Origin of the sequence: Gudongella sp. DL1XJH-153, assembly GCF_049310905.1 — a bacterium.
Classification (GTDB): Bacteria; Bacillota; Clostridia; order Tissierellales; family Tissierellaceae; genus Gudongella.
This window is the reverse complement of the sequence record NZ_JBMEMN010000046.1, coordinates 2,943-17,411: the sequence shown is the minus strand read 5'-3', so window position 1 is coordinate 17,411 and position 14,469 is coordinate 2,943. Positions and strand designations below refer to the sequence as shown.

Here is a 14,469-nt window from a genome sequence, read left to right as displayed (position 1 = left end):
CGGTACTGGCGACTTGCTAGGTCTTACCAGGCTGGATTCCCACCAGCTAAATATCTGTCACCGAACTGGCGCACACCACCCGAATATTATTATACCTATATTATATCATAAATAGCTATTTTCAGGGGTTTCTAAGCAAAAAAATAGGATGAAAACCTAAGTTTTCATCCTACTTTGTCAACAGTCTGAGCAGGCCTTACAAGGCCTGCTTTTGAGGTATATCTTCAATATATGAGTTATCAGTATTGATTATTACTGTTTTAGAATCAGCCTCCCAGCTAACTCCAAAGTCCAACTGATTTGCAATGTCTCTCAGCTTAAAATAATTGTTGCCTCCAATGTTGTATGCAAGCAGTTTTATCTCTTCTCCATCCATTTGTATCGGATCTACATTTAAAACGCCTGTCGTTTGATCTGTTTTCTCAACTTGCATTTCTCCACCTATTGGTGTGTATGAAGTGTCTGAAATAATTCCAATAATTCTTTCCTCCGCCTTCCAGGTAACATCAAATCGCTTCTGTGATTCACTTAATATATACGCTAAATCTCTTAGCTTGAAGTAATTGTTTCCATTTATATTATATGCATCAAAAGCTATTTCATCTCCATCAACAAGAATCCTTGCATTAGATGGTATTGCTTCCACAGGTATAGGGGGTTCCTCTTCATGGTTTTGATTTTCTTCAAACTCTTCTTCAGTATTCACAACCTTTACAAAGGCTTCTGTGGCACCCATTGTAGCTTTAATTCTGAATAGAATATAATAATCACCTGATTCTTCAAGGATAATTTTCCCTCCAGGAAGATAAGTCAATTCCTGATATTCATAGTTTCCAAGCTCATTTAAATCCAGAGTAACTTCTTCTAAATCATCCGGGCTATACTGACCAAATATATTCTTTTCTGCCCCTTCAATTGGTATCATAGTTGAAACCTCACCTGCAATAGCTAATGGTTCATCTGGATTGTAGCCGTATATGCCACTATCTGTTTTTTCTAGTCTGTACGCAGCGAAACTTGATCCTCCTTCATTTTCAAGAACAATTTCTACAGGCGCTTCTGCAACAAGTCCTGCATCAAATGCTTTGTCAATCAAAGACGCATCAAATGTATCTACAACATTTGATATGGTAAAATCAGCTACATCTTCCTCATATCCAAACACATCATAGATATCCCCTTGAGAATATATATCACTTGGCCCAGACAGCATTATAATTGAAAAAACAATAAGTAAACTAAACAATCTAAAGTTCATAATTTTTCTCATTAGATAGCACCCCTTTATGAAATCTCCATATGCTAATACAATTATACCAGAATAACCCATTCAGATGTCAAAAAAAAAGAAAAACCGGAATCTAATCCGGCAAAATTTTGCACTTTAAATCTGGTAGCCTTCGTCTTTTGCATCCCTGTCAAGTTTTGTACCGTAACCAATGCCTACTATCGCTCCCAATAAAGCACCTACAGAGATATAGCCCATAAAGAAATATCCCACTATTGATCCCACTACTATTCCTACAGTCATATATCTGAACATATACTTGCCTTTTCTAACAAGATCATGTTCTTCTTCAAGATAAGATTCCACGTCACTTTTTACTTTCTTCAAGGCACGAATATCTTGACGTTTCAATTCACCGTCGTTTTCCTTCAGCTCCTTGATTGTTGATGACATGTCTTCAAGGAAGACACTGCATTCATTATAATCGTTGCAAAGATGCTCCATTCTATTCACTATATTAGAGTAAACCTGCAGCTCCAGTTTCTTTCTGGTGTGTCTGTCAAGGTTGTTAGCCAGCTCCCATAGGTCTGTTCTGATTTCCTTATATATGCTCATCACATCACTCTCCTCATTTAAACTAGGTGGGGTTCATGTCTTGGAGAGTATATACCCAAATTATATTCACTTCTATCAATATAATGGATGATTGTAAAAGTTAATTTGTTGTCAGATATTGATATATGCTTGTCAAATCAAAGCTTGCTAATTGAATTTCATGATACACCAATTATATTTACTTCCACTCTATCTTTTCTGGCTTTCGTAAAAACTGATGTTTAAAAACAGGAACGCCAAGTTTTTCTCCCAGATTTCTCAATTGTTGTTTATATGCTCCCTTAAGGCCATCATGCATGGCAATTCCCTCTATTCCACCTTCAATCGACTCAACACAATCCAATAGTTTTTTTAACCCAGACTCATTTTCGAATTCTCCTGAAACTAACCATTGATTAGGTATTATATGTGAAACACCAAAAGAATTGTTTTCCCAACTTGTAAATAATTCAGCTGAAAATCCCCTTTCAAAATGAGTGCCACCTGCACATAGGATATTTCTGAGTGTCCTTCCATCATTATTGAATATCTCAAGAAGAGATTTTGCCAAAGCTTTAGCGGCATTTTGATTATTCCAACTTGCCTCGCTACTTCCAATTTCTATATCCATTATGGGTACTTCATATTCACTAATCATCTCAGGACTGCTGTCTCCATAGACAATACCTGACCAATGTGTTGCTTCAGTTGTCACAAAGAAATCTTCCAATTTTTCCTCAATTCTGTTTTTTTCTAGTGCAACCAGTAAATTGTGCATAAACAAAGGTTTTGCAATTCCGAAGTTACCAGTTTCAACATCCCCTGTAGTATGTACTGATAAGATCCCATCAGGAGCATTGTCGCCTTCATGCCATGTAATCAGCCCGGCTACATCGTAATCTGAAAATTTTTCCTTCATAATGGGCAAATACCTTCTGTAATCGTGGCATACCACTTTATCTGTCTGAACAAAATCAAAAATATTTCCATCAGCATCCACATTCCTCATAACAGGTTTGTCATCCACCAGAATATCAAGTTCCTCAAGCTTAAAACTTTTTACGATTTCTCCATAAACTGGAGCTGCAACATGATCAACGTTCTCCTTTGTCGCCAGATAGTAAACTGCTTTTTTGTTGCTCATTAACTCACTTCCTTTTATTTTTTTATGTAAATATTCGGCAATATCGATTTTCTTCTCCACTCTTGAAATTCCCTGATGATTGACAGTCATCAATATTTGAGTTAAAATATTGTATTGCTTCAGTTCTTTAAACCAATACAAGGAGTGATAAGCGTGCCAAATCTACCAGCATTTTTATCATATGTTTTTATAACCACTTTCACACCAGGTCCCAACAATATTATGTCAATGTCCAATTCAAGCAGATACGGTTTGAAAAATAGCATCCATTTCAACTACGGAGTTTTTGCAGGATTTTTTCTAGTTCTTGCTCTAAGCAATCTATTCAGTCGTACCTTGTTCAATATCATTCCCATGATTAAGCCCTATATGACTTTCATAGGTGCAGGTTACATAACCTGGCTTGCATGGAAAACCTTTAGAAGCAAGCCACCCACTGATGCTAATCATGAAAGAGTAAACAGAACCACTACATTTACCAAGGGCTTTCTTCTTCAGTTTGTAAATCCAAAGGGAATTATATACGGAGTAACAACTGCTTCTACGTTTATAGTACCATACTACTCATCCCCAGTTTTCCTACTCCTATTTGCGCTTATTATGGCTGCTTTGGGATTTATTTCAACTGTTAGTTGGGGTATATTCGGTTCCGTTTTCCAACTGTTTATGACCGAACATCATAAGCTAGTAAATTCTATCATGGCATTGCTTTTGCTTTACACAGCTATTTCGCTATTTCTATAGTCTGCTAAGTCATGTTTGTGTGTCCTCTAAAGCTCCTCCTGAATAAAAACATCTAGTTTATTTAACTCTGATTCAGGTAGCTTTTCATTTGTTCTTGAAGCAGCCACAATGAGTATCCATTTATCCAATTCTTCATTGGGGTACTCATGCCCCTTAAAGTATTCATTGAGATAATCCCTGATTAGAATTTCTTTGCTCAATTTTGCAACTCCTCTGAATAATACATTCTGAAAAGGCAAAGAGGAAAACCTCAAAAGTACCAGGGTTTTTGCAACATCAACCAAAGGATTACCTTTGCCTGCATTCATCCAATCAATTACCTTCGTTCCTTGATCTGTGATAAAGATACTGTCAGGATGGAAATTCATATGACATAGTCTATCCATTTTAGGCATTGAATCCAATATTTCCACTAATTTTGATTTCTGATTCATATTCAGTATTTTTGAGTCCTTTATTTTAAAACTAATTGCAGCATTTATCTCAGGTAGTTCATTTGCAATGATCTTATGTATTCTTTTATGACTTTCAGCCATTATTGTCGAGAATTCCTTTAGGCGCAGAGGATTGTTCAAGAGATTGTAGGTTAAGGATTTACCCTTGATGTTTTCAAATGTTATCCCTTCACCTTCTTCAAGTGTAATCCTGTCATATATTGAAGGGCACATCTCAGTCATTCTGCTAATGGTTAAAGTTTTTGTGTATTCACCGTCTATGGCCTCAACTGGGATAAAGTCATAAAAAAGTTTCAGTACCTGATCATTCTCCCAAGAATATATTTCGGCATTTCTTGCTCTTGCAATACATTTCTCAAGCATCACACACCTCCTTAGTTAGAGATACCCTGTTTTCTATCATATATACATTTTTACGCAAAGAAAAAGAGAGCACACAGCTCTCTCATTAGTCAAATCTTGTTAGCAATACTAATAAAAGCATTTACTACCATTGGGTCGAATTTTTTTCCCGATTCATTTTCAATGTAGCTTATAGCTTGCTCCTTAGTAAGCATCATACCATTTTCGTCTTTTGTCAGCGAATCGTATGTTTCTGCTACTGCAATTATTCTAGAAAGAACTGGAATCTCAATACTCTTAAGACCTTTAGGATACCCATCTCCATCCCATCTTTCATGATGTGCAAACACAATTTCAGCAATATTTACAGTTTCGTTGAAAAGGTTTAAAATTCTGTACCCGGCAATTGGATGCTGTTCCATATCCATGTGTTCCTCTTCTTGTAAAAAGGACTTCTTTCCAAGAGAGTCTTCGGATAGTATTATTTTGCCGATATCATGGTAGTATGCTGCATCCTTAAGCTTCTTCAAAACTTCTGGCCGTAAATTCAAAGACTGGCCGATTAACTCACTGATCCTAACTGTCTCTTCTGCGTGGCGCTCCTCCCTGGAGCTTCTTTCATGTAGTGTTTTCATTAAATCTTTCAGTTGATTTTTTGATACTGTAGTATTGTTAAGAGTTTTTTCTAAATACATTTTTTTGTCAGCAAGCTTAAGAACATCATGCATACTTTGCTCAACCCTTGTTTTTGTAGCGCAACCTGTGGATATGCTACCCTTGAAAATACTTATATTTTTACTTGAAAGGCTCGACTTTATCCTTTTTGATATTCTTTCTGCATCCTCAGGTGTTGTCCCTGGCAAAAGAACTGTAAACTCATCTCCACCAGTCCTTGCGATTATATCATCAGCTCTACATACCTCATTCATGGCTTCAGCAACTGATCTGATTAAATCATCTCCTGCTTCATGACCAAGGATGTCATTGGTTAGTTTTAGACCATTGATATCTCCAATAATTACTGATAAAGGAAGATTTCTTTCCACATCAAGTCTATTTAGCTCCTCATTGAAAAACGTTTGATTGTAAAGCCCTGTGACCGGGTCATGATAACTGAGATATTGAATTTCTTTCTCAATTTTCTTGCTTTCAGTTATGTCGGTGAATGTAACAACTCCACCAACAATTTCTCCATTCTCAAACTGAGGGTGGGAGTTGTATTCCACTTCAAAACACGTTCCATCCTTTCTCCAGAAAACCTCATCATCTACATAGGCTATTGTACCCTCATTTATTGATTTGAGAATCTTACATTCTTCAATAGGCATGGTTTCAGCATCACTATGGGAATGATGTATTTGAAGATGTATATTCTTGCCAAGAAGCTCATCCTGATTCTCGTATCCTAAGATTTCTAAACTCCCTTTGTTGCAGAATGTACATATACCTTCAGTATCCATTCCGTAAATCCCTTCAACCGTAGAGTCAAGAATCAATTGTAGCTTGTTCTTGTTGTTATTCAACTGAACATTGATATCTGCGAAATCTTCATTTATTTTTCTTCTAGCTTCAGCTACATACAACAACACAGAAATACTTACCAAAGCCCCAGCAATAATTATATTGGTTTTTTGTTTATTGTTTTCTTCCAGAATTATTTCATTTGTAATATCCTCCAGTATCGAGAACAAAACCGTTTTACCACGATACTCATAAGGGTAAGATTTAACCCTCAAAGTCCTTCTACTTCCATCGGCAATCTTATGTTCAACTGTATATGTGTTTCTATTTCCTGTATTCAGTTCGTTCCATTTTGGTACTTCATCATAATTTGTTCTGGTTCTTAAATCATAAACATCCATTTTCTCCAATTGATTCTCTGAATAACCATAGAAATCAACAGCTGCCTTGTTGGCATAGACGATTCTACCATTGCTGGGGTCAATAAAAATCATCATGGAACCATGACTGTCCACAAGATCATAAAACTCAGGAGTTTCACTGGCATGGACAGCCTGGGTTGACATCAGTAATATTACAATCATTAAGAGTAAAAAGGATCTTTTTCTTCTCATTTCATTACCGCCGTTCAAAATTATATGTCCTTGTTTGCACTGATCAATAATTTCAAAGCCATTTCAGGCAAAACAGGTTTACAGAAAAGGTATCTCTGCATATCACGTATCTCATTTTCAATAATACTCCCTCGGTTTACTTCATCGACCATATCTCTGCTAAAGAATATATAATTTTCTGATGAATCCTTATTAATATAATCAAGAGCTATGGACACTTCTCAATTTTTCTATTAACCGAAGATATTGTTACAAGAATATAAACAAAAAGAATTAGCAGAAATGGAAGTGCTACAACTCTTTTTTTAACTGTTATGGATTTTATATTGTTTTTCAATTTATCACCTTAAATTTCATATTGGCATCTAAATGCCCTGAACCTCTAATTTCAGGGCAATATGTCGTATTTTATTTAAATATTATACCACAGCTTATGTTATCATTCCACTATCAGTTGACTAGATTTTTATGCTTCCTTTTCTTAATCTGATACATCCTCTCATCAGCCATTGCAAGCAAGGATACAATATCCTTTTCTTCTTCAGGATAATAAGCATATCCCGTGCTCAATCCTCTGAACTCAATACCCATAGGGTTATTCAAAAACTCAAATTCTTCCAGCTTCTCAACAAGCTCATCACATGATTTCTTTGACCACAACAGAACAAACTCATCTCCAGAAATTCTATAAAATCTATCATCGGCTCCAAGATGCTTCCTAACTGTATTGGAAAATGAAACAAGGTAATCATCCCCTACCTTGTGGCCGTATGTATCATTTACAATCTTGAACTCATCCAGATCCATGAAAAGCAAACAAAAATGCTCTCCCTTGGATATTCTGGTATTGGCATCCTCAAGCATTGCCTCACGATTGCCTAATCTTGTAAGTGAATCTTTTCTGACTCTTTTTTCAATGTCTTGAACAGATTTACTAGCCTTGACAAATGAATAAGCCAGGTTTAATCCAAGTATTAGAATTATCATCAACAAAACTGGTGCAATAATCTGATTTATAATAGTTGCACCATGGATATATGAATAATTGAGAATAAATAAAAGAGACAAAGATGAAATTGCCAGTCCCATAATGATGTATAGAGTCTCTTTACCGACATTCCAGATAGAAAATATAAACTTATTGTTAATCATTTTATAGTATGACCTATAAGTCAAAATATACAGTATTGACTGTATTCCCAAAGAATACAGTTGTAGAAACTCAGGATAAATGTATTGTGCAATTCTATGGGAAATTATATAGACAAACATGGTATAAACCCATGCAACAGACATGATTGTAATGGTATGGGTCTTTGGCTGGTCAGTTAATAGAACAATTGGAATTAAATATACAACTGCCAGTAGGAGATAGATTCCATCTCCCATAAAGGCAGTATCTTCATGTAGGTTTGGTAATACATAATACAAAAATGACAAAAACAAGGCTGTAAAAGCAGCCAAGTAAAGATAGGTCTTATTAAAACTATTTTTCAGTATTGAACACTTTATTGTAATATGTTGATTTACAATCAGCATTTGAAGAACTATCAAAAGCTTAACGAATATCGCCATTTTCAACCCACCCCAGACCGTTTTATGGCATATTTTCATTATATATGATTAGGAGATAATATACAATTCAAAATTATCTGATATTCATAAATTTAACCAGGTGATTTGTCACACTTCACCTGGTTAATAAATCAATATATGAAATTTAAAGTTGCCTAACCTTTATTACCTTGTTCTTTATTGAGTGAACAACAATCCAGTTTCTTGTTCCCAAACTCGCTTTCGTTGGCTTTTGCCAGTCTTTCAATAAATTCATTAAGCTTTTTAATCAGTGTTTTCATCCAATCTCTCCCTTTCATTTAAAGGCAATTCAATTAAGAAAGTGCTACCATTACCTTGTTCAGATTCAACTTTAATATTTCCCCCAAGATGCTTCAGATTCTCGGAAACAACATAAAGTCCGATTCCTTCTCCAGATTTTGCTGAGTCTGTTTCAACACTATAGTATGCATTGAAAATCTTGTCCTTGTCTTTTTCTAATATGCCAATTCCTGTATCATTTATTTTAATTTTAAGCTTATTCTTATCCAAGCTATAATCTATTACGACTTTTCCACCTTTATCTGTATACTTGTATGCATTTGTCATGATATTGTATATTGCCTGACTTAGCAAATACCTGTCCGTGGTTATGGTTATCTTGTCTGTTGACCCAAGAACGAGTTGTATACCTTTTTTTGAGAACTGAGGTTTCAGTCCGGCCATAATTTTCTTGATCAACTGATTTATCTCAACCTCTTCATAATTTATTTCACTTGTCTTTGTTTCAGCGTCAATCAATTCACTCATATTTGATACTATCGCAGTAATGTTCTGAATCTGGTCTTCAAGTATGTTGATTTCCTCTTGATCCACTTCAACCATTCCATCATCAATTGCCTCCAGATGAGTTTTCAGTATTGTCAGAGGTGTCCTTGTCTGATGTATCAACTGGTCAGTCAGTTCCTTTCTGCTCTTTTGGCGAAGCTTCAGACGAATGCTAAGATCATCCAGGCTCTCCCTTATGCTGGTTATTTCATGAATAAATGACTTCTCAACTGGCACATTGTTCCCTTCCTGGATTGCAGTCGCCTGGGCAGATGTCTTTTTAAGCTCCCCTGCCATTCTTCCACTTATGACAACACCTGCAACAATTGCAATGACAAGCGCTATCAATACAGAAAGAATGCTGTTCCTGACCAATGCTGACTTGAACAGAAGGGCAACGGCAGTATTTTCCGTATTACCATACCTTGTTATTTCAAGATTTCCAACTATTCTTCCATCAGATACTACTTCATACATGAACTCCTCTGCGGAATTATTGGTAAATCTGTCATACATCCTGCTATTCATCATATGTCCGCCCATAACTGGTGTATCGGACATGACATCAAGCAATGGTCTTCCATCCATGTCGAGAAGTCTGATTCTGATAATTGGCTCGATCAGGTGAGATTTCAGCTCCCTACTCATCTGCGTAAAGGATATGTCATCTCTATCAAGGGCAGCCTTTGTATATTCAATAATCTGTTCAGTATGATCCTCATAACTTTCATCAAGATAGTCCACAAAGTACTGATCTGTGAGGGAAGTTAGTATAAGTGCATTTATCCCAACTGAAAGGACTACCACAAATACCATTACAATCAATAGAAGCTTTCTGATTGTCATGCCTTCTCACCTCCGAATACATAGCCGACACCATACTTTGTAACTATATACTCCGGATTTTTAGGATCATCTTCAACCTTCCTTCTTAACCTCTTAATATGGGTGTCTATTGTTCTGTCATAACCTTCATAATCATGACCAAATGACTTCTCTATCAACTGCTCACGTGTGAGTATCTGGTTTTTATTTTTCATAAAGGTGTGCAGAAGTTTATATTCTGCTGATGTGATTTCAATTTGAGAATCATCCTTTAAAAGTTTCATGCTACTTGTGTAAAGCTTCAATCTTCCCACCGCAAGAACCAACTCATTGGACTCATTATAAACCCTTTTTAGAAGAACCTCTATACGTTTCATAAGCTCCTTTGGGCTAAATGGCTTTATCACATAATCATCGGCTCCAAAATCGAATCCCTTTATCCTGTCTGATTCCTGCTCCCTGGCTGTAAGCATTATAACTGGAATGTCAGTGGTTTTTCTTATCTCCTGAAGTATCTGGAACCCATCGATTCCAGGCAGCATAATATCAAGAACAGCAAGATGGTAGGAGCCTTGGGAAAAAAGCTCCAAGGCTTCAAAACCATCCTTTGCAATATCGTATTTGTAGCTGTTCTTGCTCAGGTATTTCGCAACTATGGAACTGATATCCTCCTGGTCCTCCACAAGAAGTATACTGAAATCCATCTTTTCACCCTCTAACTTTAATTACTCCCAAATTCCATCCCTGTAGAAATTACCGCGACATCCTCTGAAATATTCTTGATTATCCTCAAAACCTTCAAAATTTGGATTGTTTCTAAATTCGTCATATCCCCACATTGGATGATTAGGATATTGATACCCTCTGTTTGGCCATACATTCAAATCTTCTTCTCTTTCATCTGGAACTCTACTGTCATCGTATCTTTCACTATTCCAGTCCATGCCACCTCTGCCCGGCATTCTGTTGTTGTAAAACTCTTCATTCTGATCCTGGTTGTAAAATTCTTCATTTTGATCCTGGTTGTAATATCCTCCAAATCCCATCGCGTATGCATTGTATTTCATAAAAATACCTCCTGCAGTAAAGGCTACTGCCAGTACCAATAGAATTATTATTGTTTTTTTCATCATTACATCTACTTCCTTTCTAATATATTTTTTTTGCTTAAATACTCTTCCTCTGTTATTTCTCCTCTTACAAACTTTTCCTTCAGCAGTTCCAAATATGAGTCTCCTTCATTTCTGTTGTTTCTAGATCTCATCCATAGAATCAGTGCAAGGACTCCAATAATAAGGCCTATGCCTATAAATAAATCCCAACCTCCAAAGAAGCCGCAACAATTTTGAAGTCCAAATCTGTAAAATCCCCTGTTAAACATCATCATATACCCCTCCTTATTTTCTTAATACTTCCTTCATTCTCAAATATTCCTCTTCGTCTATATCTCCCTGAACAAATCTTTCCTTTAGCTTTTCTTCAGGATTCATTTTGCTACTTTCTCTTTGTTTGACTGGATTATCTCCTGTTACTAAAAAATATACAGCGACTCCAATTAACAATGCCACAATAATCATCATATTGATTCCTCCAATTCTTTTTCTTTCTTTATCTTTATTATGGAGTATAAATATGACTAGAATATGACTTATTAAAAATACACATGAAAAAACGGCCTTTCGACCGTTATTATTTATGTTTACTCATTTATTGTTGCTTTTTTTCTGTTTCTACTGATAATATTATCACCCTGTGAAATCAGCATCCCGACTAACATTAAAAATGCTCCAAAGTAACCCCTAAATGACATGATTTCACCTAAAAGGACAGCACCTCCAAGAGCCGCAAACACTGCCTCGGTACTTAATGCAATTGCTGCATGGGAAGGCTTTGCATGCCTCTGTGCCACAACCTGTAGTGTATATGCAACACCAACTGACATCAATCCTCCGTAAAGAATCGGAACTGCCGCACTTATTATATTTGCAATCTGGATATCCTCAAATACAAGTGCAACCATGAGACTTAATACCGAGCAGGTTGCAAACTGTGCCGATGAAAGCTTCAATGTATTGACCTTTGAGGCAAAGTGTCCAATCACAAGTATATGGGTTGCCCAGAAAAAAGCTCCAATAAGCTGCAAAAGGTCTCCAAACTGGATGGTGAAATCCTCGTTTATACTTAGAAAGTATAGCCCTATGGCAGCAACTATTGCTCCAACCCAGATAAATCCATTGGACTTCTGCTTGATGAACAGTCCCAGTATTGGAACCAGCACTATGTAAAGGCTTGTTATAAAGCCAGCCTTGCCCGCTGTTGTATATATCAGTCCAACCTGCTGAAGGGCTGCAGCTGTGAAAAGAACGCTTCCAGCAATCAATCCATACTTGAATATCTTCTTCTTGTCTTTCTCACCTTGTTCCTCCACAATCCCCTTACGCCTGTTAGACCCTTCAACAAAATATATAACAGGTATAAGGGAAAGGCTACCCAGTGCAAACCTGATTGCATTAAAGGTGAAGGCACCTATATAATCCATTCCAATCCTCTGTGCCACAAAAGCCAAACCCCAAATTGCAGCTGTTAAAAGCAGCAAGAGACTTGATCTCAATTCCTTGGTCATTATAAAATCCCCCAATTTCAGCTATTTATTAGTGTCTACTCCTATTACATTGTACAGGAATTATCAATTTATTTCTACCCTGAACGTATTATAACCATATTTTACAATAAATTAATAATACCTAAAGAATAATAAAATTCTGAATGGGTATGTTATAAGCGAAATACAATTTTTTGGTGGCCTTGATTAAAGGGAACTATAATGGACGCTTTTCCTTTTATGAGCCAATAGCGTAACCGACCTTAGAGGTCGGTTTTTGTGTTTTATTACATCAATGATCATCAATATACATAATAGATAAGGAATCCGATGCGCCTGGACAGCTAGACCGGATTCCTGGGACAAAAAAGCCTGTTGAGGCCTCTTTGTTGTGTTTTATTATACTCTATTTGTAATGTAAAAACAACAATATTGGCATTATTTCATTGAGGAGGTGATGCGGATGACTGGGAGTAGATGCTGACTACTTTATGAGGAGGTGGTTTATAAGAGTTAGGTGATGCAAAATAAATAGATGTTTCCTTTGGTTAATATTTAGAATAAATTTAAGAAAGGAGAATGTATATGTATTGGCAAAATATTCTAAAGTTAAAATATAACAGAATTTTTGCGATGCTGATGACGTTGGTACTAATCTTAGGCACCACGGTGAGCTTTGCAGCTCTACTCGAAAACACATATGATTTATCATACCAAGATGGTGACGATCCCGATACTTTCTATCACTGGGCTGAGTTTGATGGTGTTTTCTGGGAAGTAAGCCGTCCTGAAGGATCAGCTGGTACCGGAGTGTTTGACTCATTCCTAAGAATCCAGAGTAATGGCGTAGAAAAAGGCTATAACACAAATGGTCCTGTTGAGTTTGATACAAAAACTGGTTCATGGACCCATGCAATAACAATTAGCGAAATTCCTTATGGAACCGCTACAGTAGACGATATAACTTATTCTGGTTTCGAGTTTATGATTGATATAAATGAATCCACGCCAAAATCAATCATGAAAGTCGATGAATATCAATTCTGGCTGACTGGAGATCCAAATCTTACAGATTATCTCCCTACAGGTGAGGGACCTGACACACTTTGGAACATTGATAACGAAGAACCTGTTTGGATTGGAGAAATTGATTGGGACTTCGGTGCAGATGCGGCTATAGACAGACAGCTTATAATGGACTACTTGGTAAACTCAGGTAGTGGTGCTGCTGACTATAGAGTTCTAATTCCAGAAGACTATTTCTTTGATGCACTTGAAAAATACAACTCAAGAGAAGATTATGTAGACCTTGATCCAGAAACAGCATATCTCGTACTTTATGTTGAGCACAGTGAAGCTGATGCTGGTTTTGAAGAATGGGGTGTAAGAGTAGTTGAAAAAGGTGCATTGACAATAACAAAGAACTTCTCAGGATATCCAATGGGATATGTACTTCCAGAAGTTATTGTAAATGTATCCAACGGTATGGGTTATAGCCAAGATGTTCCCTTAAATATGGGCAACGATTGGACTGCTACACTTTCAGGTTTAATGCCTGGAGACTATACTGTAACAGAATATGATGTAGAAGGTTGGACAACAAGTTATCCAGAAGGCAATACGGTTGAGGTTATAGCTGATACTACTTCGAATATTGAAATTGATAATACTTTCGATAGAGGCTATCTGAAGGTTACCAAGGAGTGGACAGGCTATCCTGAACACGAAGACTTTGTTCTTCCTACCTCTATCTCTGGAACAATCACTGGACCTTTCGATTTCTATGAAGAGTTCACTATTACTTCCGGCGACGGTTGGGAGAAAACTTTCGGACCATTGCCTCCTGGTGAATATACTGTAACTGAGGATGGCACAACTGGTTGGACTACAACCATGGATCCATCTGATGGCGTAGTCAATGTCACTGCTGGTGAAATGGCTCAAGCTGTTAGTGTAGGTATAAGCAACGCATTCGATGAGGGCTATCTGAAGGTTACAAAAGAGTGGACAGGCTATCCTGAACACGAAGACTTTGTTCTTCCTACCTCTATCTCTGGAACAATCACTGGACCTTTCGA

Annotated in this window: 15 protein-coding genes; 2 read left to right on the top strand and 13 right to left on the bottom strand. The window is 36.8% G+C overall.

Annotation, left to right across the window (positions count from 1 at the left end; translation table 11 throughout):
- Window positions 1–196: 196 nt before the first annotated feature.
- The 3 genes from ACOEN1_RS12535 to ACOEN1_RS12525 form a co-directional block, all read right to left on the bottom strand.
- Window positions 197–1,270, bottom strand: a complete 1,074-nt coding sequence (locus tag ACOEN1_RS12535; RefSeq protein ID WP_422487247.1) for a hypothetical protein — start codon at window positions 1,268–1,270, stop codon at window positions 197–199.
- 114 nt (window positions 1,271–1,384) lie between these two features.
- Complete coding sequence (locus tag ACOEN1_RS12530; protein ID WP_422487246.1) at window positions 1,385–1,843, bottom strand: hypothetical protein; 459 nt, start codon at window positions 1,841–1,843, stop codon at window positions 1,385–1,387.
- A 178-nt stretch (window positions 1,844–2,021) separates the two neighbouring features.
- Window positions 2,022–2,966 (bottom strand): D-aminoacyl-tRNA deacylase, encoded by a 945-nt coding sequence (locus ACOEN1_RS12525; protein WP_422487245.1) that lies wholly within the window; start codon window positions 2,964–2,966, stop codon window positions 2,022–2,024.
- 153 nt (window positions 2,967–3,119) lie between these two features.
- Here ACOEN1_RS12525 and ACOEN1_RS12520 point away from each other — a divergent pair, with 153 nt between their 5' ends.
- Window positions 3,120–3,710, top strand: a complete 591-nt coding sequence (locus ACOEN1_RS12520; protein WP_422487244.1) for a LysE family transporter — start codon at window positions 3,120–3,122, stop codon at window positions 3,708–3,710.
- Between the two features lie 26 nt (window positions 3,711–3,736).
- Here the strand turns inward: ACOEN1_RS12520 and ACOEN1_RS12515 are convergent, their stop codons facing one another.
- From ACOEN1_RS12515 to ACOEN1_RS12470, 10 genes are all read right to left on the bottom strand, one after another.
- The gene (locus ACOEN1_RS12515; protein WP_422487243.1) at window positions 3,737–4,528 is read right to left on the bottom strand and encodes a phosphotransferase; all 792 of its coding nucleotides are present in this window, start codon (window positions 4,526–4,528) and stop codon (window positions 3,737–3,739) included.
- A gap of 89 nt (window positions 4,529–4,617) precedes the next feature.
- On the bottom strand, window positions 4,618–6,552 hold the full coding sequence (locus tag ACOEN1_RS12510; RefSeq protein ID WP_422487242.1) for a diguanylate cyclase: 1,935 nt from the start codon (window positions 6,550–6,552) through the stop codon (window positions 4,618–4,620).
- A gap of 480 nt (window positions 6,553–7,032) precedes the next feature.
- Window positions 7,033–8,157, bottom strand: a complete 1,125-nt coding sequence (locus ACOEN1_RS12505; protein WP_422487241.1) for a GGDEF domain-containing protein — start codon at window positions 8,155–8,157, stop codon at window positions 7,033–7,035.
- Window positions 8,158–8,312: 155 nt separating this feature from the next.
- The gene (locus tag ACOEN1_RS12500) at window positions 8,313–8,438 is read right to left on the bottom strand and encodes an LDCC motif putative metal-binding protein (protein WP_422487240.1); all 126 of its coding nucleotides are present in this window, start codon (window positions 8,436–8,438) and stop codon (window positions 8,313–8,315) included.
- Window positions 8,422–9,810, bottom strand: coding sequence for a sensor histidine kinase (locus tag ACOEN1_RS12495; RefSeq protein ID WP_422487239.1), 1,389 nt, complete (start codon window positions 9,808–9,810; stop codon window positions 8,422–8,424). Before ACOEN1_RS12495 ends, ACOEN1_RS12500 begins: the two co-directional genes overlap by 17 nt.
- Window positions 9,807–10,493 (bottom strand): response regulator transcription factor, encoded by a 687-nt coding sequence (locus tag ACOEN1_RS12490; protein WP_422487238.1) that lies wholly within the window; start codon window positions 10,491–10,493, stop codon window positions 9,807–9,809. Before ACOEN1_RS12490 ends, ACOEN1_RS12495 begins: the two co-directional genes overlap by 4 nt.
- A gap of 21 nt (window positions 10,494–10,514) precedes the next feature.
- Window positions 10,515–10,922, bottom strand: coding sequence for a hypothetical protein (locus ACOEN1_RS12485; RefSeq protein ID WP_422487237.1), 408 nt, complete (start codon window positions 10,920–10,922; stop codon window positions 10,515–10,517).
- 5 nt (window positions 10,923–10,927) lie between these two features.
- Complete coding sequence (locus ACOEN1_RS12480) at window positions 10,928–11,173, bottom strand: SHOCT domain-containing protein (RefSeq protein ID WP_422487236.1); 246 nt, start codon at window positions 11,171–11,173, stop codon at window positions 10,928–10,930.
- 13 nt (window positions 11,174–11,186) lie between these two features.
- Window positions 11,187–11,369, bottom strand: coding sequence for an SHOCT domain-containing protein (locus ACOEN1_RS12475; protein ID WP_422487235.1), 183 nt, complete (start codon window positions 11,367–11,369; stop codon window positions 11,187–11,189).
- Window positions 11,370–11,488: 119 nt separating this feature from the next.
- Window positions 11,489–12,412 (bottom strand): DMT family transporter, encoded by a 924-nt coding sequence (locus ACOEN1_RS12470; RefSeq protein ID WP_422487234.1) that lies wholly within the window; start codon window positions 12,410–12,412, stop codon window positions 11,489–11,491.
- A 564-nt stretch (window positions 12,413–12,976) separates the two neighbouring features.
- Between ACOEN1_RS12470 and ACOEN1_RS12465 the strand changes: the two genes are divergently transcribed.
- On the top strand, window positions 12,977–14,469 hold a 1,493-nt coding region (locus ACOEN1_RS12465), incomplete at its 3' end, for a hypothetical protein (protein ID WP_422487233.1).

Bases quoted from the DNA above. Each gene is read 5' to 3' on its own strand.
- ACOEN1_RS12530 (WP_422487246.1), bottom strand. From the start codon at position 1,843: ATGAGCATATATAAGGAAATCAGAACAGACCTATGGGAGCTGGCTAAC.
- ACOEN1_RS12500 (WP_422487240.1), bottom strand. From the start codon at position 8,438: ATGAAAACACTGATTAAAAAGCTTAATGAATTTATTGAAAGACTGGCA.
- ACOEN1_RS12535 (WP_422487247.1), bottom strand. From the start codon at position 1,270: ATGAGAAAAATTATGAACTTTAGATTGTTTAGTTTACTTATTGTTTTT.
- ACOEN1_RS12475 (WP_422487235.1), bottom strand. From the start codon at position 11,369: ATGATGATTATTGTGGCATTGTTAATTGGAGTCGCTGTATATTTTTTA.
- ACOEN1_RS12510 (WP_422487242.1), bottom strand. From the start codon at position 6,552: ATGATTGTAATATTACTGATGTCAACCCAGGCTGTCCATGCCAGTGAA.
- ACOEN1_RS12480 (WP_422487236.1), bottom strand. From the start codon at position 11,173: ATGATGTTTAACAGGGGATTTTACAGATTTGGACTTCAAAATTGTTGC.
- ACOEN1_RS12490 (WP_422487238.1), bottom strand. From the start codon at position 10,493: ATGGATTTCAGTATACTTCTTGTGGAGGACCAGGAGGATATCAGTTCC.
- ACOEN1_RS12470 (WP_422487234.1), bottom strand. From the start codon at position 12,412: ATGACCAAGGAATTGAGATCAAGTCTCTTGCTGCTTTTAACAGCTGCA.
- ACOEN1_RS12515 (WP_422487243.1), bottom strand. From the start codon at position 4,528: ATGCTTGAGAAATGTATTGCAAGAGCAAGAAATGCCGAAATATATTCT.
- ACOEN1_RS12485 (WP_422487237.1), bottom strand. From the start codon at position 10,922: ATGATGAAAAAAACAATAATAATTCTATTGGTACTGGCAGTAGCCTTT.
- ACOEN1_RS12505 (WP_422487241.1), bottom strand. From the start codon at position 8,157: ATGGCGATATTCGTTAAGCTTTTGATAGTTCTTCAAATGCTGATTGTA.
- ACOEN1_RS12495 (WP_422487239.1), bottom strand. From the start codon at position 9,810: ATGACAATCAGAAAGCTTCTATTGATTGTAATGGTATTTGTGGTAGTC.
- ACOEN1_RS12525 (WP_422487245.1), bottom strand. From the start codon at position 2,966: ATGAGCAACAAAAAAGCAGTTTACTATCTGGCGACAAAGGAGAACGTT.